Here is an 18,039-nt window from a genome sequence, read left to right on the forward strand (position 1 = left end):
ACGATGATCGTCGTGGCGATCCTGTCGGTGGGCGTGCCGGCCTTGGCGCAGCCACCGACCCGATACCCGGTGACATATGACTTCCTTGCCGGCATCGACGCCGAGTTGCGCAATCCCGGCGGTTCGCTGCCGGGTACCAACGACTTCGGGTGCCGGCCCTCGGCCGCGCATCCACGCCCGGTCGTGCTGGTGCACGGCAGTGGTGGTGGTCGCCAAACCAATTGGGCCACACTGGCGCCGGTGCTGGCCAACGCCGGCTACTGCGTCTACGCGCCCACCTACGGGGCGCTGTCGACGATCTGGCCGGCGTCCGCGCTGGGCGGTCTGAGTGTCAAGCGGGACGGCGCCTGGCAGATCAAGATGTTCGTCGACCGGGTCCTCGTGGCCACCGGTGCCTCCCAGGTCGACATCGTCGGGCACTCGCTCGGCACCGAAATCCCCACGTACTGGCTGAAATACCTCGGCGGACGTGGCAAGGTCGCGCACTATGTCTCCCTCGCGCCCTACTGGCGGCAGGGACCCGACGAGGACGACACCCGCAGCGATCTGGTCGCGCTGGTGCAGCGTCGTCTGGGTATCGCGCCGCTCACACCGTCGCGGTGTGCCGACTGCGTCTCGCCGCCAGTCGATCTCGACTTCAACCGCGCCGTCCGCACCCCCACGCCGTACCTGCCGGGGGTGCGCTACACCAACATCACCACCCGCGACGACGAGATCGTCACGCCCTACTCAAGCGGGCTGTTGCCCGGTCCACCCGGCACCCAGGTCACCAATATTGTTGTCCAGCAAGGCTGTTCAATCGATCACTCGGACCACCTGTCGATCGTCGCCAATCGCCGTTCGGCCGCACTGGTCCTCAACGCCCTCGACCCCGACCACCGCCGACCGGTGCCCTGCGTCGCGGTGCCACCCGTCACCGGCGCCTGACCCGCGGATCGTCGAATGCAGTCCTGCGCTCTCAACGTCCATGAGACAGTGGAACGTGGTCGCACGGACCCATGGGTGCAGCCACAATTCGTCACGACAGGAGTTGCTCAATGAGCGGACAAGCCACGACCTCGACGGGTCTGTTCAACCCGAACAATCCCGACCTGTCCCAGTTCGATCCGGCGACCCAGCGACTGCTGACCGCCACCATCGACTGGTTCGAACGACGCGGCAAGACCACCCTCCTCGAGCAGTACAACACCGCCGCCTGGGGCGCGGACTTCCTCGAGTTCGTCGGCACCGAGAAGCTGTTCGCGACGCTCCTCACCCCGACCGCCGACGCCGAGGGTGATCCGGACAAGCGCTGGGACACCAGCCGAATCGCCGCGTTCAGCGAGATCACCGCCTTCTACGGCCTGAGCTACTGGTACATGCTCCAGGTCACCATCCTCGGGCTCGGGCCGATCTGGCAGAGCGACAACGCCGCCGCCCGCCGCCGTGCCGCACAACTGCTCGACGACGGCGGGGTCTTCGCCTTCGGTCTGTCCGAGCAGACGCACGGCGCCGACATCTACTCCACCGACATGCTGTTGACCCCCGACGGATCCGGCGGATTCACCGCGTCGGGCAGCAAGTACTACATCGGCAACGGCAATGTCGCCGGCATGGTGTCGGTCTTCGGCCGACGCACGGACGTCGACGGTCCCGACGGCTACGTCTTCTTCGCCGCCGACAGCGGCCACTCTGCCTACCACCTGGTCAAGAACACCGTCAACATGCAGATGTACGTCAGCGAGTTCCGGCTCGAGGACTTCCCGGTCCGCGCCGAGGACATCCTGCACACCGGGCAGTCGGCCTTTGAAGCGGCCCTCAACACCGTCAACATCGGCAAGTTCAACATCGGCTTCGCCTCCCTCGGCATGTGTGAGCACGCCATGTTCGAGGCGGTCACCCACGCGCACAACCGCATCCTCTACGGCAAACGCGTCACCGAATTCCCGCACGTCCGTAGGGCACTCACCGACGCGTACGCCCGCCTGCGCGCCATGAAGCTCTTCTCCTCGCGGGCCATCGACTACTTCCGCTCGGCAAGCACCGACGACCGCCGCTACCTCCTGTTCAACCCGGTCACCAAGATGAAGGTCACCACCGAGGCCGAGAAGGTCGTCGCCGATGTCTGGGATGTCATCGCCGCCCGCGGATTCGAGAAGGACACCTACTTCAACCAAGTCGGCAAGGACATCACGGCGCCTGCCAAACTCGAGGGCACCGTCCACGTCAACCTCGCATTGATTCTGAAATTCCTGCCCAACTACCTCTTTTCGCCACAGGACCGCCCCGAGATCCCGGTCCGCCACGATCCGGCCGACGACGAGTTCCTGTTTCGCCAGGGCCCGACCCGCGGGCTCTCCGCGATCACCTTCGCCGACTGGCACGCCGCCTTCGAGCCGTTCGGCGACGTCGCCAACGTGGCATTGTTCTGCGAGTTGGCCGACGGTCTGGCAGAGCTGCTCCGCACCGCACCGCCGACGGCAGAACAGCAGCAGGACACCGATTTCCAACTGTCGCTGGGGGAGCTCTTCACCGGAGTCGTCTACGCCCAGCTCATTCTCGAGCAGGCGGCGATCGAGTCCACCGAGCCGGCGCTGGTGGACCAGATCTTCGACGTCCTGGTCCGCGACTTCTCGGTGCAGGCCGTCGAGTTGCACAACAGGGTCGCGACGACCGATGCGCAGCGCCGCCTCGCTCTGGGCCTCGTGCGTCCCGCGGTCGCCGATGCCGAGCGCGCCGAGGCGGTGTGGCAGATGGTGGTCGGCCTCGACGGCGCCTACGCCATGAACCCCGGGCCGAGCTGAGTCGCCTCAGGGGTTAGTGCAGCGGGATCAATGCGCGGGTCAGTGCGGTTCGCGCGCAACGTGTTTCCGTGCGTGCGCGATCGCATCGTCGAGGCTGCTCAGCAGGTGGTTCTCGTGCCGGAGCGAGTCGAAGACCCCCACACCGGACAGGAGTTTGGTGTGTTCGTCCTGCACGCCCTTGATGATCACTGTGACCCCACGGGATTCGAGGTCGGTGACGATCTCGGCGAGCGAATGCGCGCCGGTGGCGTCGAGCATGCCGAGATGCGACATACGGATGATCACCACCGACGCCGCGGAATGGTGGGCGTCGGCCGCGATCGCCGTCGAAATGCGTTCGGCCGCACCGAAGAACATCGCGCCGTCGAGCCGGAGCAGAGCGATGTACTCGTCGCCGGGTTGTGCGGGGCCGGGCAGCTCCTCGCGGGTCACGCTCGACCGGCCGGCCACCTGCCGCAGCGCGAAGAACGCAGCCACCACGATGCCGATCTGCACTGCCTCGACGAGGTCGAAGCAGACGGTGATCGCCGCGGTGATGACGAAGATCACCGCATCGGATCGGGTGGAGCGCATGATCTTACGGATCGTCGACGCCGAGATCATCCGGAAGCAGGTCACCATCAGCACGCCGGCCAACGCGGCCAACGGGATTCGGGCCACCGGGCCGGTCGCGAGATAGACGACGGCCAGCAGGAAGACCGCATGCACGATTGCCGACACACGAGTACGGGCGCCGGAGCGCACATTGACGGCAGTGCGGGCGATCGCGCCGGTGGCCGGCATGCCGCCGAATAGTCCGGACGCCACCGAGGCGAGCCCCTGACCGGTCAGTTCCCGATCCGGGTCGTACGGGCCGGTCGGCGACATCGTCGCGGCCACCCGCGCCGACAGTAGCGATTCGATGGCGGCGAGCGCGGCGATGGCGACCGCCGCACCGAGCAGCGACTGCACCGCGGCCATATCCGCATGCGGCAGAACCGGCGCCGGCAGGTGCGACGGCAGTTCTCCGATCCGCGCCACCGACAGGTGACTGAATTGCACGACAAGAGTGGCCACGACGACGGCGGTCAGCGACTCGGGGATGGCGCGATTGATCCGGGGCAGTCCCACCATGAGGACCGCGACGAGTGCCACCACGGCGAGCGTCCGCAGCGCCACCGACCAATCGGCATGCGTGACAACGTGGATCGCGGCCGGCAGGGTACGTTCGCCCTTGGGGGCGGCGGCGCCGAACGCGGCGGGTACCTGCTGCAGGAAGATGATGACGGCGATGCCGAGGGTGAAGCCCTCGATGACCGGCCACGGGATGAACGTCACCGCCCGACCGAGCCCGAGGACACCTGCAACCACCACGATCAGGCCGGCCAGCACCGAGACGAGGGCGACGCTGCCGAGGCCATGCGCGGCGACGATCGGTGCCAGGATCACCGCCATCGCACCGGTCGGTCCGGACACCTGCACATGTGAGCCGCCGAAGATGGCCGCCACCAGGCCGGCGACGACGGCGGTGATCAGGCCGGCGGCTGCGCCGACGCCGGAGCTGATGCCGAATGCAAGGGCCAGCGGCAGGGCCACCACACCGACGGTGATGCCGGCCAACACGTCGCCGCGCCACGAATGGGCAAGTCCCGCATAGTCGGAGCGGCGCGGCACCAGCCGTGCCACGCGCGCCATCAGGCCGCTGTAGGCTCCCGCTCCGGACGTGTCGACCTGTTGGGGCGCAGGCCCATTCACGCCTTCGTCACCGGCGGTAGTGACGCGATCACCTCGAGCTGATCGCGTTGCGCACCCAGCGTGTCGATGAGAAACGTCCGTGCGATCACCAAGAGTTCGGAGATCTTCGGGTGTGCGAGCTCGTAGAACACCGCGTTGCCGATCCGCTCGCTGCGTACCACGTGGTGGCGCTTGAGCACCGCGAGATGCTGGGACAGGAGCGTCGGCTCCAGTTCGGTGATGGTCAGTAGTTCGCTGACCGCGGTCGGATCGCCGTTGGCGCTGAGCACTTCGAGCACCCGAATCCGGGCGGGATGAGCCAGTGCCTTGAACAGGTTGGCCTTGATCTCGTAGAGCGGCCGCTCGGCGCCCCCCACCGTGCTGTTCGGCACTCTCGTTGTCCTTGCCACTGTCACCCCCACGATATGGATTGATGGATTGAGCATTAGCTCAATCCATAAGATAGCCGAAGTCGTCCGTGACGCCAAGTGTCGTTCGCCACGCCAACTTTCCCGCGGACTCCTGACGGTCACGAGGGGCTTCGAGACGCGTCGGGCTCGCACGTCGCTCCTCAGCCGGCGGGAAACGTAGATCCCCGAGGCGCCGCCCTGAGGAGCTCGCGAGGAACGAGCGCGGGTCACGAAGGGGGCGTCAGCGACGAGCCCTTCGTTCCCTGAGGTGTGAGGAGCGTTAGCGACGAGCTCTTCGCTCCCTGAGGTGTGAGGAGCGTTAGCGACGAGCCTCGAAGGGCCCGTCGGCGCTACTCGCCCTCAGGCCCGCGGCACCCGTACTCCCACCAACCGCGTGTCGGGGTCGTCGTCGAGGCCGATTCGATCCCACGCCACCCCGACCCGCACCACGGCGTAGGCGGAGGTGGGGAAGCGGTCGATCTCCCCGTCCGGGTCGAGGGTCAGCGCCGTCGACGGCATGCCGGGCTCGTGCCCGACCACCAGTACGGTCGCCGCGTCGGCGGGCGCGTACACGCGGACCGCCTCGAGGATCTCGAACGGCGAGCCGCCGTAGATCTCGTCGAGGACAGTGGTGGGGGCGTCGATGCCGGTGCGTTCGAGGGTTTCTCGGGTGCGGGTCGCCGACGAGCAGAGCACCGCGTCGATGGTCAGTCCCTCGTCGGCCATCCAGCTGCCGGCCAGGGCGGCCTCGCGGCGGCCGCGGTCGGCGAGTGGCCGCTCATGGTCGCTCACCCCCGGCGGATAGCCCGACTTGCCGTGCCGCAACAGGACCAGGGTGCGGCTCACGCGACACCCTCGACACGCACGACGACGTCCGACGGTGCCGCGGCGATCGCCCGCAGTACCACCACGGTGGCGCGCCACGCGGCGGCCTCCTGCCGGCAGAACGCGGCGGCACCGGCGTCACCGCTGAGCAGGTATTCGTCGGCGCGCTCGTCGAAGTCGATGCAGTCGTCGACGGCACCTTCGATCAGGTCGGCCGCCAATGGCGGTGCGGCACACACCCGGTCGATGGTGTCGGCGTCGAGAGTGGCGAGCCGTTCGAGTTCCGCGCGGTAGGACATGACCTCACGGTACGACGGCACACCGACAGCCCCGTGGCACCACACCGAACACGGGGTCATCCATCGGCCGGATCACATCCGTCCGACCGCCGCCATCAGGGCTCCCAGCGTCGCCAACTGGTCGTCGAGGGAGCCGTCGACCTTGGCCAGCATCTGGGTGATGCCTGCGTCCCGGTAGCGGCGCAGGCGCTCGACGATCATCTCGTCGGTGCCCAGCAGGTTGGTGTGACTGCCCAGTTCCAGCGGCACCGCCTGACGGGCGGCATCGCGGTCGCCGGATTGCCACAGTTCGGCGACCCGCGCCACCTGCTCGCCGAATCCGAGCCGAGTGAAGGCGTCGTTGTAGAAGTTGCGTCCGCCGGTCCCCATCGCGCCGATGGTGAAGGCGTAACCGTCGGCGTGCCTGCGGGCGGCCTCGTCGGGGTCGTCGGTGAACTCGACCGCGACAGGTGCGACGAGCGTCAGCTCCGACATCGTGCGCCCCGCAGCGGCAGCCCCCTCGCGAATCGGTGCGAAGTACACGTCGGCCGCCTCCGGAATGAACGCGTTGCCCAGCCAACCGTCGGCGACCTCGCCGGTCAACCGCAGATTCGCCGGACCCATCGCCGCGATGTACACCGGCACACGCGCCGGCGCGACCAGCGGGGTCAGCGCGGCACCGGCGCTGTCGGGCAGCGGCAGGGGATAGATCTCGCCCGGATGGTCGAGCCGGTCGCCGCGCTCGAGGATGCGGATGATCTCGATGGTCTCCCGCGTGGTCTGCACCGGCTTGCGGAACCGCACGCCGTGGAAACCCTCCATCACACGCGGCCCGGACACCCCCACGCCGAGGGTGAAGCGACCACCCGACAGTTGCTGCAGGCTCAGCGCCGAGGTGCCGAGCAGCGCCGGGGACCGCGACCCGAGCTGCACCACGAACGTGCCGAGACCGATGCGTTCGGTGCGGGCGGCGAGATAGGCGAGGCCCGTCAGCGCGTCGTAGCCCCACACCTCAGGCACCCACAGCGCCGACACGCCGAGCCGCTCGGCCTCCTGCGCGAACTCGACCGCCCCGGGCTGTCGAGGTTCGACCATTGCACCGATCTGCATACCGTGTTCTCCCTACCTCGACCGCCAGTCCTATGCAGGATGGCATAGTCGTATCCGGGCGGTGACGTGCATCGCCGCAACGTCACGCAAACACCAGGGGGCCATGTGCGTTACCGCGACCATCCGACCGTCGAGGTGTCCGAGAAGTTCGCCGCCGATCCTGCAGCGATCTGGGCGCTGATCACCGACATCACGCTGCCGACCCGGTTCTCGCCGGAGTTGCAGCGGGTCGAGTGGCTCAACGACGCCGATCACGTCGAGGTCGGCGCCCGATTCCGCGGCCACAACCACCACCCGGCGCTGGGCGACTGGCAGACCGAGTGCCGGGTCATCGAGTGCGAGCCGCCCACCCGCTGGGTCTACGAGGTGGCCTTCGACGAACCGTTCGCGACATGGGGCTTCGAGGTCGACCCGGACAAGGATGGGGGCGCCACCGTCCGGCAGTGGGCCCGCATGGGACCGGGGCCGTCGGGCCTGACGCCGGCCATCGAACGCATGCCGGAGAAGGAAGGCCGGATCATCGCGCGGCGGCTGGCCGAGTGGGAGAACGGGATGCGCGCCAATCTCGCCGGATTGCGCGACATGCTGACCGACTGACCACGGTCTGATCGGCGACGACCCGGACAGTCGATAGCCTGGACCGCGTGCACACCTGGGTCCCCGCAATGCTCGCGCTCATCGCGGCATTGCTGATCGCCACCGGGTCGGTGATGCGGCAACGCGCCTCGCACGCGTCCGGCGCGATCCGTCAGGGCTGGTGGCTGGGTGCGGTGGTCGCATTGTGCGGCTTCGCGTTTCAGGTGGCCGCGCTCGGGCTGGGGCCGTTGCTGCTGGTGCAGCCGCTGGTGACGTTCGCGGTGCTGTTCGCGCTGCCGCTGGAGGCGTGGGCCGACCATCGCCGACCCATGCGCATCGAATGGATCTGGGGTGCGGTGCTGGTGGTGTGCGTGACGCTGTTCCTGTCCATCGCGCAACCCGAACCGTCGTCGCGGCGACCGAACAATCTGCTGACGCTGATCATCGTGGGCACGGTGGTCGCGGTCCTGCTGTGCTGCGTGATCATCGCCGAACGCGCGAACCGGCACTACAAGGCACTGCTCTACGGGGTGGTCGGCGGCACCCTCTTCGGGATGTCGGCGATGCTCGTCAAGACCGTGGTCAACCAATTCGTCGAGGGCGGTCTGCGCACCTTCGTCCAGCCGGATCTCTACCTGTTCGGTGTGGTCGCGACCTTTGCCGTCGTCGCGCAGCAGCGCGGCTTCGGCGCGGGTGAACTCCAGACCTCGTTCCCGGCGTTGACGGTCACCGAGTTGGTCGCGTCGATGGCGCTGGGTATCGCACTACTCGGCGAGAACATCAGTGTGTCGGTGCCGACCGCGCTGTTCCTCGGCGTCGTGCTGGGCGCGGTGGTGCGCGCAGTGCTCGAACTCGCCAAACACGCGGGCGAACGCGCCGAGCACATCGTGTGGCCCGACGGGCCGCCGGACCCGATCAGCGAGTGAGCGGGTCCGGTCCGGGCGAGAGGATCAGTTGGTGGTGAGCGGTTCGATGATCGGGGCCAGCGTCTGCGCCCACTCGGATGCCTGCTTGGCCGGCTTGACCGTGGACGAATTGTCGTGGCGGGCGTGCTCGCCGACCTGGGTCGCGCCGCGCTTGGTCAGCATCTCGGCCATGATCTCGCCACCGCGGTTGAAGGTTTCGCCGTAGACGGAGTCGCCGAGGCCGAAGACGGCGAAGCGCAGTCCGGTCAGGTCGGGGTCGACCGAATCGAGTTCCTCGGCGAACGGCTCGGCGCCGGTCGGCAGTTCACCCTCGCCGTAGGTCGAGCAGACGACCACCAGGAAGTCGGCCGGATCGAGATCCTCGACGGCGAACTCGCTCATGTCATAGATCGACGGATCGTGATCGACCGCCAGCACATCGGAGATGGCATCCGCGACCAGCTCGCAGTTTCCGGTTTCCGTGCCGTACAGGATGACGACCGACATGACAGGACTCCTCTCGTGGCCGCGCGTTGGAGTATCACGACCCATACAACTCGGTGAGAGAGGGTACTCTAGTCGGTCCACCTACATCCAATCGAGAGAAACCTGCAGGTCAAGAGGGGTGGGCAAAATTACTTGGATGTCCTACTATTGGTGCAGAGGCCATATCCCCGACTCTCTCGAAAACAGGTGATCTCTCGTGTCTGCTTCTGACGTCCGGTCCATCCAGCACTACCTCAACGGCGCAGCCGTGACCGCCACCGACGGCCGCTTTGCCGACGTGTTCAACCCGAGCACCGGCCAGGTCGCTGCCAAGGTGCCCCTGGCCACCACTGCCGAGGTCGACGCCGCGGTCGCCACCGCTGTCGAAGCGCAGAAGGAGTGGGCGGCCTGGAATCCGCAGCGCCGCGCCCGCGTGCTCATGCGGTTCGTCGATCTCGTCAACCAGAACGCCGACGAACTGGCCACCCTGCTCTCCCTCGAGCACGGCAAGACCCATCCCGACGCCAAGGGCGACATCCAGCGCGGCATCGAGGTCATCGAGTTCGCCATCGGCATCCCGCACCTGCTCAAGGGCGAGTTCACCGAAGGTGCCGGCAGCGGCATCGACGTGCACTCGGTGCGTCAGCCGCTCGGCGTGGTCGCCGGCATCACCCCGTTCAATTTCCCGGCGATGATCCCGCTGTGGAAGGCCGGCCCCGCCCTCGCGTGCGGCAACGCCTTCATCCTCAAGCCCAGCGAGCGCGATCCCTCGGTGCCGGTGCGCCTCGCCGAACTGTTCACCGAGGCCGGGCTGCCCGACGGCGTGTTCCAGGTCGTGCACGGCGACAAGGAATCGGTCGACGCGCTGCTCAACAACCCGGATGTGATGGCACTCGGTTTCGTCGGCAGTTCCGACATCGCGCAGTACATCTATTCGACGGCCGCGGCCAACGGGAAGCGCTCGCAGTGCTTCGGCGGCGCCAAGAACCACATGATCATCATGCCCGACGCCAACCTGGATCAGGCCGTCGATGCGCTGATCGGCGCCGGCTACGGCAGTGCCGGCGAACGCTGCATGGCCATCTCGGTGGCCGTGCCGGTGGGGGAGCAGACCGCAGAACGGTTGCGCGCCAAGCTCGTCGACAAGGTCAATGCGCTGCGAGTGGGCCACAGCCTGGACCCCAAGGCCGACTACGGTCCGCTGGTCACCGCCGCCGCGCTCGAGCGGGTCAAGGGCTACATCGGCAAGGGCGTCGAGGAAGGTGCCGAGCTGGTCATCGACGGCCGCGAACGCACCAGCGACGAGCAGACCTTCGGCGATGAGGACCTGTCGAAGGGATTCTTCATCGGCCCAACCCTTTTCGACCATGTCACCAAGAACATGACGTCCTACACCGACGAGATCTTCGGCCCGGTCCTGCAGATCGTGCGCGCGCACGACTACGAGGAGGCCCTCGCCCTGGCGTCGGATCACCAGTACGGCAACGGTGTCGCGATCTTCACCCAGGACGGCGACGCCGCCCGCGACTTCACCGCCCGCGTCAACGTCGGCATGGTCGGCGTGAACGTGCCGATCCCGGTTCCGGTGGCCTACTACACCTTTGGTGGGTGGAAGCGCTCCGGATTCGGTGACCTCAACCAGCACGGCCCAGCGTCGATCCAGTTCTACACCAAGACCAAGACGATCACCTCGCGGTGGCCGTCGGGCATCAAGGATGGCGCCGAGTTCGTCATCCCGACGATGGACTGAGTGGGACGTATGACCACGTTCGCAGATAGCGGTCTCGACGGTGACGAGAAGGTGATCGTCGAGACCGCAGCGAGTTTCGCCGCGAAACGACTCGCGCCATTCGCCCTCGAATGGGATGAGTCGAACCACTTCCCCGTCGACGAACTGCGTGAGGCGGCCGAGTTGGGGATGGGCGCCATCTACTGCTCGGAGGATGCTGGTGGCACCGGTCTGCGGCGATTGGACGGGGTGCGGATCTTCGAGCAGCTCGCCTACGCCGATCCGGCTGTCGCCGCGTTCCTGTCGATCCACAACATGTGCGCCTGGATGGTCGACAAGTACGGCACCGATGAGCAACGCGCCCAGTGGATTCCACGGCTGGCGAGCATGGAGACGATCGCGAGTTACTGCCTCACCGAGCCGGGTGCCGGCTCGGATGCGGCGGCGCTGTCGACCCGCGCCGAACGCGTCGGCGACGACTACGTCCTCACCGGGGTCAAGCAGTTCATCTCCGGTGCCGGCTCCAGCGACCTGTACGTGATCATGGCGCGCACCGGCGGCTCGGGACCCAAGGGCATCTCGACATTTCTCGTCGAAAAGGATTCACCCGGACTGTCGTTCGGCGCGCAGGAACACAAGATGGGCTGGCACGCCCAGCCGACCGCACAGGTCATCCTCGACGAGGTGCGGGTGCCGGCGACGAGTCTGCTCGGTGCGCAAGAGGGTATCGGGTTCGGGATCGCGATGAACGGCCTCAACGGCGGCCGTATAAACATCGCGGCGTCGTCGCTGGGCGGTGCCCAGGCCGCGTTCGACAAGGCGGCGAGCTACGTCGCATCGCGGAAGGCGTTCGGTGCGGCCCTGATCGACGAGTCGACGATTCGCTTCACCCTCGCCGACATGGCCACCGCGCTGCAGACCTCGCGGCTGATGCTCTGGCATGCGGCGTCCGCCCTCGACGCCGACGCGCCGGACAAGGTGGAGCTGTGCGCCATGGCCAAGCGGTACGTCACCGACGGCTGCTACACCGTCGCCGACCAGGCGCTGCAGCTGCACGGCGGCTATGGGTATCTGTCCGAGTACGGAATCGAGAAAATCGTGCGCGACCTCCGGGTGCACCGCATCCTGGAGGGGACCAACGAGATCATGCGGGTGGTGCTCGGCAGATCCATCGCCGCCCGTCACCGCGAGAACTAGCGATGAGACAACAGGAGATTCGACAATGACGACGATCGCCTTTCTGGGGCTGGGCAACATGGGTGGCCCGATGGCCGCGAACCTGGTGAAAGCCGGCCACACCGTCCACGGCTTCGACCCGGTGCCCGAAGCGGTCAAGACCGCGCAGGAGAACGGCGTCGACACCTTCCCGACCGCGGTGGAGGCGGTGTCCGCCGCCGAGGTCGTGATCAGCATGCTGCCCAACGGCGGCATCGTGAAGAACCTGTACGCCGAGATCCTGCCCGCCACCCCGACCGGCGCGCTGTTCATCGACAGCTCCACCATCTCCGTCGAAGACGCCCGCGCAATCCACGCGCAGGCCACCGAGCACGGCTTCGCGCAGATCGACGCTCCCGTCTCCGGTGGCGTCAAGGGCGCGGTCGCCGGCACGCTCGCGTTCATGGTCGGCGGAGACGAGGAAGCGTTCGCCGCCGCACGTTCCACGCTGGAACCGATGGCGGGCAAGGTGATTCACTGTGGTGGCGCCGGGGCGGGCCAAGCCGCGAAGGTCTGCAACAACATGGTGCTCGCGGTGCAGCAGATCGCGGTGGGGGAGGCCTTCGTCCTCGCCGAGAAGCTGGGCCTCTCGGACCAGGCTCTCTACGACGTGATCACCGGAGCCACCGGCAATTGCTGGGCGGTACAGACCAACTGCCCGGTCCCCGGACCCGTGCCGACCTCGCCGGCGAACAACGACTACAAGCCGGGTTTCGCCACCGCACTGATGAACAAGGATCTCGGACTCGCGATGGACGCCGTCGCGAGCACCGGCTCCCGCGCACCGCTCGGCACGCACGCCGCGCAGCTGTACAAGGGCTTCGCCGAACAGCATTCGGACCTGGACTTCAGCGCGATCATCACGTCGCTGCACTGATCTCGCATCAGGCACAGCTCTCGGCACTACTCGTGTGCACAGTGCACGCGAGCAGTGCCGAGAGTTGTGGCTGGTGTTGGACATCAGGGCCGCGGCACCGGTCACAGCACAGTGCCGTCATCGACGTCACGACGACATTTCCCCGCGTGCGGCGATGTGGTCGGCCCACCGTCGAAACTTGCCGTACGCGTGCAGATCCGGTGCGTCGATGAGATACCCGGCAATCAGGTCGGCTTCCCCGAGATCCTGCCATTCCCAGGTGAGTTGCACGTAGCGATCCGCGTACGGGGCCACCCGCGCGCGGATCGCCCGCATCTCGTCGTCGTCAAAACCGCACTCGCGTAACCGGCTTTCGCACCGTTCACGCACGATTTCGTAGTCGGTGTCGAGGAATGGGTCGAGTAGGAGTGACCACACCGGCCGACGGGTGATCATCGGGATCCGGTGTTGTTGCAGTGTCATTCGGAGTTTGTCGTGGCATAGTGCGCTCACGAACACGACTGTATCGTCGTCGAGATAGAGCTCCGGCGAAAACGCATCGGGGTCGCCGCCGCGCAGGCGTGACCACCCGATCGGCGATCCGACGAGGCGTGCTTCCGGATGATGGCGCGGCCATCTCAGATACAGGCCGTCTGGCGTCGCTTCGAACTCAGCGGCGATGGGATGCAGACGTTCCGGACGCTGGTCGGCGTTCAGATCCACACCGTCGCAAGCCATACCGAGAAGGCTGAGAGCACGATCAGCCCGATGTTGAGACCGATCTGCTTGGTCTCGCCGCGCGACAGATGGAATCCGGTGGCCAACACCTGGAGCACGACGAATCCGATTGCGGCCCACAGGGCCAGACCGGGTGCGATGCCGGTGAGCGGTGGCAGGATCAACCCGATCGCGCCGAGCACCTCGACGGCGCCGATGGCCCGGACGCCGGTCATCGGGATGGTGGTACCGGCCCAGGCCATCATGGGTGCGAGTTGTTCCTGGCTGCGGATCATCTTCATGCCGCCGGAGTAGAGATAGAACACGGCCAGTACCGCGGCGACGATCCAGTAGGCGACGGTCACGGTTCCTCCTCGGCGAAGTCGCCGGAGTTCCGGCGCAGGGATTCAATGGCTTTCACCAACGACGTCATCTCGGTGTCGCTCATGCCGACATCGGAGAACACTTCTCGGTTGAGGGTGGTGGTGGCGTCCTCGACGGTGGACAGACCCAGCTCGGTGATCTCCACCAGCGTCGTGCGGCCGTCGGTAGGGTGCGGCACCCGCCGGACGAGCGCCGCTTCCTCGAGTCGCCGGATCGCGTGCGTCACGCTGGTCACGTGCACCTGTAGTCGGTCGCTGGCCTTGGTGATCGGCAGTGCACGCTGCCGGGAAAAGGCCAGCAGCCGAAGCAGTTCGAAGCGGGAGAAGGTCAGGTCATAGGGGCGCAGCGCCGCCTCCACCCGGGCGAGCAAGATCTGATGCGCGCGCATCACCGAGGTCACCGCGACCATTCCGTCGGCGACATCGCCCCATCCCGCGTCGGTCCAGTTCTCCCGTGCCTGCTCGATGGGGTCGAAAGGCATGCTGCGCCCGGCCATGTCATCACCTTAGGGCATGAACTCGTCGATCAACGCTTCCAGCCGTTGACGATTGCCTGCCCCGCGGCGACGGGATCGGCGCCGTCGGGGAATCGCCCGGCGAGCAAGAGAACCGCGAGCCCGTGTACCTGTGCCCACAGAGACGCGACGATGGTCTCCGCGTCCGCATCGACAAACACGCCGCGGTCGACGGCGTCCCGGACCGCGGTGTGCAAGGGCGCCATGGATCGTCGCGATGCAACGGTCAGTTCGTCGGAGGGTTCGATCCCGGCGACCGAGGTGCCGAACATCATCTCGAACAGCCGTGGGTGTTCCAGCGCCCACCCCACATAGGCGATCCCGAGAGCCCCGATGTCGTCGGTGTCGGCAGACTCCTGCGCAGCCGCGAAGCTCTCGAACCCGGCGATGAGGACGCGACGGGCAAGATCGTCCTTGCTTCCGAAGAGTGAGTAGACCGCGGTGGTGGATGTGTCCGCGGCGCCGGCAACAGATCGCACCGACAGCGCCGCCCATCCCTCGCGCTCGACAATCGTGGTCGCTTCCTCGACGAGTCGTTCGCGGAGGTCGGCGGTGTGCACGCGGGGTCTTGCCACGGTCGCCATTGTTTCATAACATCGTTTCATAACGTTGTTATCAAATCTTCGGACGGAGTGCACGATGGCGCGACCGGATGCTCGACGGATGACCAACAAGCAACCGCCGCCGGGGACGACGCTGTTCCTGATCGGCATGAGCCTCCCGCGGCCCAGGCATCTGCGCGCATGGCTCGGCGCCTTCCTCGCCATGCCGCGCATGCTCGTTTACCTGCGCAAACGGCCGGATTCGGGGCTCCTCGCTGCACGTCTCTATCTCGGCAGCTCGCTCATGGTGGTGTCGTATTGGCGTTCGGCGGAGGACATTCGGCGCTTCGCTGCGGACGGCGGCGCCCCGCACCTACCGGTATGGCGATGGTTCAACAACCGCTATGCGGATAAGAACGCGGTTGGTATCTGGCATGAGACGTACGTGATCGGCGAGCACGAGACGATCTCGTCGGGGATGCCCCCTTATGGACTCGGGGAGGCGGTGGGTGTGGTGCCGATCGGCGCCGGGATGAAGACTGCAGCGCAGCGGATCGCCGCTAACTCGGCGGACGGTGCTCGAGCAGCATCCTGATTGCCCCGACGATCGTGTCCACGAGTCCGGTCACCGTGTGCCTCCCCAGCTCTCCGCGCTCCTCGTCCGAGCGCATCATGATCGCGGACTCGACGAGCCGAAAGGGAAGGAGTGCCCGGGTGTCGGCCGGGTCGCCAAGCGCCGCGCGCGCCAGCGTCTCGTAGATGTCGGCGAGTTCGGCTCGCGCCGTGCGGAATTCGGCGAACGGCTCGTCGCCGATCTCTGGCAGCAGATACAGTGCGCCCAGGTTCCAGCGCGATTCGGCGAGCTGGGTGACGTCGAATCGGGCAAGGTCGAGGAGTCGGTCCAATGGCGGTCGGTCGTCGTCGAGCAGTTCACGTGCGCGCTCGAGTGGCGCGGCGACGGTGGTGTCGAGCAGCGCGACGAGGATCTCGTCCTTGGTCGCGAAGTAGTGGTACATCGACGCCTGCCGGATGCCGACGGCCTCGGCGATCATCCGGGTGGACGTGCCGGTGTAGCCGTGGCGGGTGAACAGCTCGGCCGAGGCGTCAAGGATCTCTTCGCGGGCGGTGTCACCGCGGCGCCGTCGACTCTTCAGCCGGGGGCGACCCGGCCCCGGCGCGGATGGCGTCGGCGGAGTTCGCGCGGCCATGAAGTTCCTCATTCCCGTCGGCACATCGTCGTCTGACGCCGGAAAAACCCTAACCCACGCAGGGTCTCTGGCGGCGGGTCGCCGTCCGGCTCGACGTCGGGGCCTGCATTGCGTAACACTTCTGTAGCATGCGTTTTCCGGAAGGCAACAATTCTGTCACTCGATAGAAATGGTGGAGGGTTTATCTATCAACCGACAGATAAAACGCTCAACGTGGAGCCTCAGCAGAGAGACGACACCGCACATGACCTCCACCGCCAACCCGCCGACCGCCCCGTCGGGCGTAGACGCCAACGACCTCTCCGAGTTCGGCTACGACCAGCAACTCCATCGTTCGCTCGGCAAGTTCGCGTCCTTCGCCGCGGGCTTCTCGTTTGTCTCCATCCTCACCACGATCTTCCAGCTCTTCGGCCTCGGCTTCGGCTTCGGCGGCCCGGCGTTCTTCTGGACCTGGCCGATCGTCTACGCCGGCCAGTTCCTCGTCGCGCTCTGCTTCGCGGAAATCGCTGCGCGCTACCCGATCTCCGGCGCCATCTACCAGTGGTCGCGGCGCATGGGCGGCGAGGTCATCGGCTGGTTCGGTGGCTGGTTCATGATCGTCGCGCAGATCGTCACCGCCTCCGCGGCCGCCATCGCCCTGCAGGTCGTGCTGCCGTCGGTGTGGAGCGGATTCCAGATCATCGGCGACGACCCGACCCTCACCAGCACCAGCGGCGCCGCCAACGCCGTCCTGCTCGGGTCGATCCTGCTGGTCGCGGTCACCGCCATCAACTGCGTCGGTATCTCCTGGATGAGCCGCGTCAACAGCATCGGGGTGACCTGCGAACTCGTCGGTGTAGTCGCCGTCGTGCTGGCCCTGTTCACCCACGCCCGGCGCGGCCCGGACGTCGTCTTCGATACCGGTATCCCCGGCCAGCAGCCCGGCTACATCTGGGCGTTCATCGTCTCCGGTCTGATGGCCGCTTACGTGATGGTCGGCTTCGGCTCGGCCGGTGAGCTCGCCGAGGAGACCAAGAACCCCCGACGCGTCGCCCCGCGGACCATTCGCCTGGCGCTCACCGTGTCCGCGATCGGTGGCGGATTGATGCTGCTCGGCGCCCTGATGGCCGCACCCACCCTCGACGAACAGCTGGCCACCGGCGGCCTGCCCTACGTCCTGGACTCGGTCCTCGGCAGCTTCTGGGGCAAGGTCCTGCTGTGCGACGTCGCGGTGGCGATCTTCATCTGCACCCTCGCGATCCAGACCGCATGCTCGCGGCTGATGTTCTCGATGGCCCGCGACGGACGCCTCCCGTTCTCCGCCACGCTGTCGCACGTCAACAAGCGGACCGGCACCCCCATCGCGCCGGCGATCCTGATCGGCGTGCTGTGCATCGGCATCCTGGTCATCAACGTGGGCAACTCGGCGATCTTCGCCACGCTGGCCAGCGTCTGCATCATCTTGATCTACCTCGCCTATCTCGCGGTGACCGGCCCGATGCTCTACCGCCGCTTCCAGGGCTGGCCGCACGGCGGACCGCAGGTCGACGCCGAAGGCAAGAAGCTGTTCAGCCTGGGCCGCTTCGGCATCGTGGTCAACCTGCTCGCCGTCACCTACGGCGTCCTCATGGTGATCAACCTGGCGTGGCCCCGGGCCGAGGTCTTCGACCCGACCGGCGAAATGCCGATCCTGCGCTGGGCCGGCCCGATCTGCATCGCGATCACCGTCCTCGTCGGCATCGCCTGCTACCCGCGCGGCAAGGAACATCCCAAGCCGGTCACCGTCGGCTGAGGTCGTCGAAACCCCTA

General features: G+C 66.9%; 20 protein-coding genes. 9 read left to right on the plus strand and 11 right to left on the minus strand.

The genetic code is table 11. The features are described from left to right. The first annotated feature begins 3 nt into the window (after positions 1–3). Together AAFP30_RS16570 and AAFP30_RS16575 are read left to right on the plus strand one after the other, a co-directional pair. Positions 4–927: an esterase/lipase family protein gene (locus tag AAFP30_RS16570; RefSeq protein WP_419231253.1), complete on the plus strand. Its 924-nt coding sequence runs from the start codon at positions 4–6 to the stop codon at positions 925–927. A gap of 110 nt (positions 928–1,037) precedes the next feature. Further along, entirely contained in the window at positions 1,038–2,783 is a 1,746-nt protein-coding gene (locus AAFP30_RS16575; RefSeq protein ID WP_419231055.1) for an acyl-CoA dehydrogenase family protein, read from the plus strand. A gap of 39 nt (positions 2,784–2,822) precedes the next feature. Here the strand turns inward: AAFP30_RS16575 and AAFP30_RS16580 are convergent, their stop codons facing one another. The 5 genes from AAFP30_RS16580 to AAFP30_RS16600 all read right to left on the minus strand — a co-directional run bounded on the left by AAFP30_RS16580 (position 2,823) and on the right by AAFP30_RS16600 (position 7,119). After that, a complete protein-coding gene (locus tag AAFP30_RS16580; protein WP_419231056.1) occupies positions 2,823–4,457 on the minus strand; it encodes a SulP family inorganic anion transporter in 1,635 nt (544 codons plus the stop codon). 56 nt (positions 4,458–4,513) lie between these two features. Then, positions 4,514–4,888, minus strand: coding sequence for an ArsR/SmtB family transcription factor (locus AAFP30_RS16585; RefSeq protein ID WP_419231057.1), 375 nt, complete (start codon positions 4,886–4,888; stop codon positions 4,514–4,516). A gap of 378 nt (positions 4,889–5,266) precedes the next feature. Next, the gene (locus AAFP30_RS16590; protein ID WP_419231058.1) at positions 5,267–5,752 is read right to left on the minus strand and encodes a SixA phosphatase family protein; all 486 of its coding nucleotides are present in this window, start codon (positions 5,750–5,752) and stop codon (positions 5,267–5,269) included. Continuing rightward, positions 5,749–6,030: a hypothetical protein gene (locus tag AAFP30_RS16595; RefSeq protein WP_419231059.1), complete on the minus strand. Its 282-nt coding sequence runs from the start codon at positions 6,028–6,030 to the stop codon at positions 5,749–5,751. The genes AAFP30_RS16590 and AAFP30_RS16595 overlap by 4 nt, the downstream gene beginning before the upstream one ends. Positions 6,031–6,102: 72 nt before the next feature. Further along, positions 6,103–7,119 (minus strand): LLM class flavin-dependent oxidoreductase, encoded by a 1,017-nt coding sequence (locus tag AAFP30_RS16600; protein WP_419231060.1) that lies wholly within the window; start codon positions 7,117–7,119, stop codon positions 6,103–6,105. A 105-nt stretch (positions 7,120–7,224) separates the two neighbouring features. Between AAFP30_RS16600 and AAFP30_RS16605 the strand changes: the two genes are divergently transcribed. After that, the gene (locus tag AAFP30_RS16605; protein ID WP_419231062.1) at positions 7,225–7,716 is read left to right on the plus strand and encodes an SRPBCC family protein; all 492 of its coding nucleotides are present in this window, start codon (positions 7,225–7,227) and stop codon (positions 7,714–7,716) included. A gap of 47 nt (positions 7,717–7,763) precedes the next feature. After that, positions 7,764–8,621: a DMT family transporter gene (locus tag AAFP30_RS16610; protein WP_419231063.1), complete on the plus strand. Its 858-nt coding sequence runs from the start codon at positions 7,764–7,766 to the stop codon at positions 8,619–8,621. A gap of 24 nt (positions 8,622–8,645) precedes the next feature. On the opposite strand, the gene AAFP30_RS16615 is transcribed toward AAFP30_RS16610, so the two are convergent. Next, on the minus strand, positions 8,646–9,107 hold the full coding sequence (locus tag AAFP30_RS16615) for a flavodoxin domain-containing protein (protein ID WP_419231065.1): 462 nt from the start codon (positions 9,105–9,107) through the stop codon (positions 8,646–8,648). Between the two features lie 196 nt (positions 9,108–9,303). Here AAFP30_RS16615 and AAFP30_RS16620 point away from each other — a divergent pair, with 196 nt between their 5' ends. Genes AAFP30_RS16620 through mmsB form a run of 3 tightly spaced genes read left to right on the plus strand, consistent with a single transcriptional unit; the run spans position 9,304 to position 12,907 of the window. Next, a complete protein-coding gene (locus tag AAFP30_RS16620) occupies positions 9,304–10,836 on the plus strand; it encodes a CoA-acylating methylmalonate-semialdehyde dehydrogenase (RefSeq protein WP_419231066.1) in 1,533 nt (510 codons plus the stop codon). A 9-nt stretch (positions 10,837–10,845) separates the two neighbouring features. Then, positions 10,846–12,012, plus strand: a complete 1,167-nt coding sequence (locus AAFP30_RS16625) for an acyl-CoA dehydrogenase family protein (protein WP_419231067.1) — start codon at positions 10,846–10,848, stop codon at positions 12,010–12,012. A 25-nt stretch (positions 12,013–12,037) separates the two neighbouring features. Further along, positions 12,038–12,907 (plus strand): 3-hydroxyisobutyrate dehydrogenase, encoded by an 870-nt coding sequence (gene mmsB / locus AAFP30_RS16630; protein WP_419231069.1) that lies wholly within the window; start codon positions 12,038–12,040, stop codon positions 12,905–12,907. Positions 12,908–13,033: 126 nt separating this feature from the next. Here the strand turns inward: mmsB and AAFP30_RS16635 are convergent, their stop codons facing one another. From AAFP30_RS16635 to AAFP30_RS16650, 4 genes are read right to left on the minus strand one after another with little or no spacing between them, the layout of a single operon-like run. Next, positions 13,034–13,624 (minus strand): hypothetical protein, encoded by a 591-nt coding sequence (locus AAFP30_RS16635; protein ID WP_419231070.1) that lies wholly within the window; start codon positions 13,622–13,624, stop codon positions 13,034–13,036. Next, the gene (locus AAFP30_RS16640; RefSeq protein ID WP_419231071.1) at positions 13,600–13,968 is read right to left on the minus strand and encodes a DoxX family protein; all 369 of its coding nucleotides are present in this window, start codon (positions 13,966–13,968) and stop codon (positions 13,600–13,602) included. Before AAFP30_RS16640 ends, AAFP30_RS16635 begins: the two co-directional genes overlap by 25 nt. Further along, entirely contained in the window at positions 13,965–14,483 is a 519-nt protein-coding gene (locus AAFP30_RS16645; RefSeq protein WP_419231072.1) for a MarR family winged helix-turn-helix transcriptional regulator, read from the minus strand. Before AAFP30_RS16645 ends, AAFP30_RS16640 begins: the two co-directional genes overlap by 4 nt. A gap of 29 nt (positions 14,484–14,512) precedes the next feature. Beyond that, positions 14,513–15,085 carry a WHG domain-containing protein gene (locus tag AAFP30_RS16650; RefSeq protein WP_419231073.1) on the minus strand — a complete coding sequence of 191 codons (573 nt, stop codon included), beginning with the start codon at positions 15,083–15,085 and terminating at the stop codon, positions 14,513–14,515. Positions 15,086–15,140: 55 nt separating this feature from the next. Between AAFP30_RS16650 and AAFP30_RS16655 the strand changes: the two genes are divergently transcribed. After that, positions 15,141–15,638 (plus strand): DUF4188 domain-containing protein, encoded by a 498-nt coding sequence (locus AAFP30_RS16655; protein ID WP_419231074.1) that lies wholly within the window; start codon positions 15,141–15,143, stop codon positions 15,636–15,638. On the opposite strand, the gene AAFP30_RS16660 is transcribed toward AAFP30_RS16655, so the two are convergent. Then, the gene (locus AAFP30_RS16660) at positions 15,604–16,251 is read right to left on the minus strand and encodes a TetR/AcrR family transcriptional regulator (RefSeq protein ID WP_419231075.1); all 648 of its coding nucleotides are present in this window, start codon (positions 16,249–16,251) and stop codon (positions 15,604–15,606) included. The two genes, AAFP30_RS16655 and AAFP30_RS16660, sit on opposite strands and share 35 nt — an antisense overlap. A 244-nt stretch (positions 16,252–16,495) precedes the next feature. On the opposite strand from AAFP30_RS16660, the gene AAFP30_RS16665 reads away from it, so the two are divergent. Continuing rightward, a complete protein-coding gene (locus AAFP30_RS16665; protein ID WP_419231076.1) occupies positions 16,496–18,022 on the plus strand; it encodes an amino acid permease in 1,527 nt (508 codons plus the stop codon). Positions 18,023–18,039: the final 17 nt, after the last annotated feature.

The organism is Gordonia sp. CPCC 205515, from assembly GCF_048537925.1.
Taxonomy (GTDB): domain Bacteria; phylum Actinomycetota; class Actinomycetes; order Mycobacteriales; family Mycobacteriaceae; genus Gordonia.

Excerpts from the sequence above, each read along its gene's own strand:
- AAFP30_RS16570 (WP_419231253.1), top strand. The coding sequence starts at position 4 with ATGATCGTCGTGGCGATCCTGTCGGTGGGCGTGCCGGCCTTGGCGCAG.
- AAFP30_RS16575 (WP_419231055.1), top strand. The coding sequence starts at position 1,038 with ATGAGCGGACAAGCCACGACCTCGACGGGTCTGTTCAACCCGAACAAT.
- AAFP30_RS16580 (WP_419231056.1), bottom strand. The coding sequence starts at position 4,457 with ATGGCGCGCGTGGCACGGCTGGTGCCGCGCCGCTCCGACTATGCGGGA.
- AAFP30_RS16595 (WP_419231059.1), bottom strand. The coding sequence starts at position 6,030 with ATGTCCTACCGCGCGGAACTCGAACGGCTCGCCACTCTCGACGCCGAC.
- AAFP30_RS16600 (WP_419231060.1), bottom strand. The coding sequence starts at position 7,119 with ATGCAGATCGGTGCAATGGTCGAACCTCGACAGCCCGGGGCGGTCGAG.
- AAFP30_RS16615 (WP_419231065.1), bottom strand. The coding sequence starts at position 9,107 with ATGTCGGTCGTCATCCTGTACGGCACGGAAACCGGAAACTGCGAGCTG.
- AAFP30_RS16625 (WP_419231067.1), top strand. The coding sequence starts at position 10,846 with ATGACCACGTTCGCAGATAGCGGTCTCGACGGTGACGAGAAGGTGATC.
- mmsB (WP_419231069.1), top strand. The coding sequence starts at position 12,038 with ATGACGACGATCGCCTTTCTGGGGCTGGGCAACATGGGTGGCCCGATG.
- AAFP30_RS16635 (WP_419231070.1), bottom strand. The coding sequence starts at position 13,624 with ATGGCTTGCGACGGTGTGGATCTGAACGCCGACCAGCGTCCGGAACGT.
- AAFP30_RS16645 (WP_419231072.1), bottom strand. The coding sequence starts at position 14,483 with ATGGCCGGGCGCAGCATGCCTTTCGACCCCATCGAGCAGGCACGGGAG.
- AAFP30_RS16650 (WP_419231073.1), bottom strand. The coding sequence starts at position 15,085 with ATGGCGACCGTGGCAAGACCCCGCGTGCACACCGCCGACCTCCGCGAA.
- AAFP30_RS16655 (WP_419231074.1), top strand. The coding sequence starts at position 15,141 with ATGGCGCGACCGGATGCTCGACGGATGACCAACAAGCAACCGCCGCCG.
- AAFP30_RS16660 (WP_419231075.1), bottom strand. The coding sequence starts at position 16,251 with ATGGCCGCGCGAACTCCGCCGACGCCATCCGCGCCGGGGCCGGGTCGC.
- AAFP30_RS16665 (WP_419231076.1), top strand. The coding sequence starts at position 16,496 with ATGACCTCCACCGCCAACCCGCCGACCGCCCCGTCGGGCGTAGACGCC.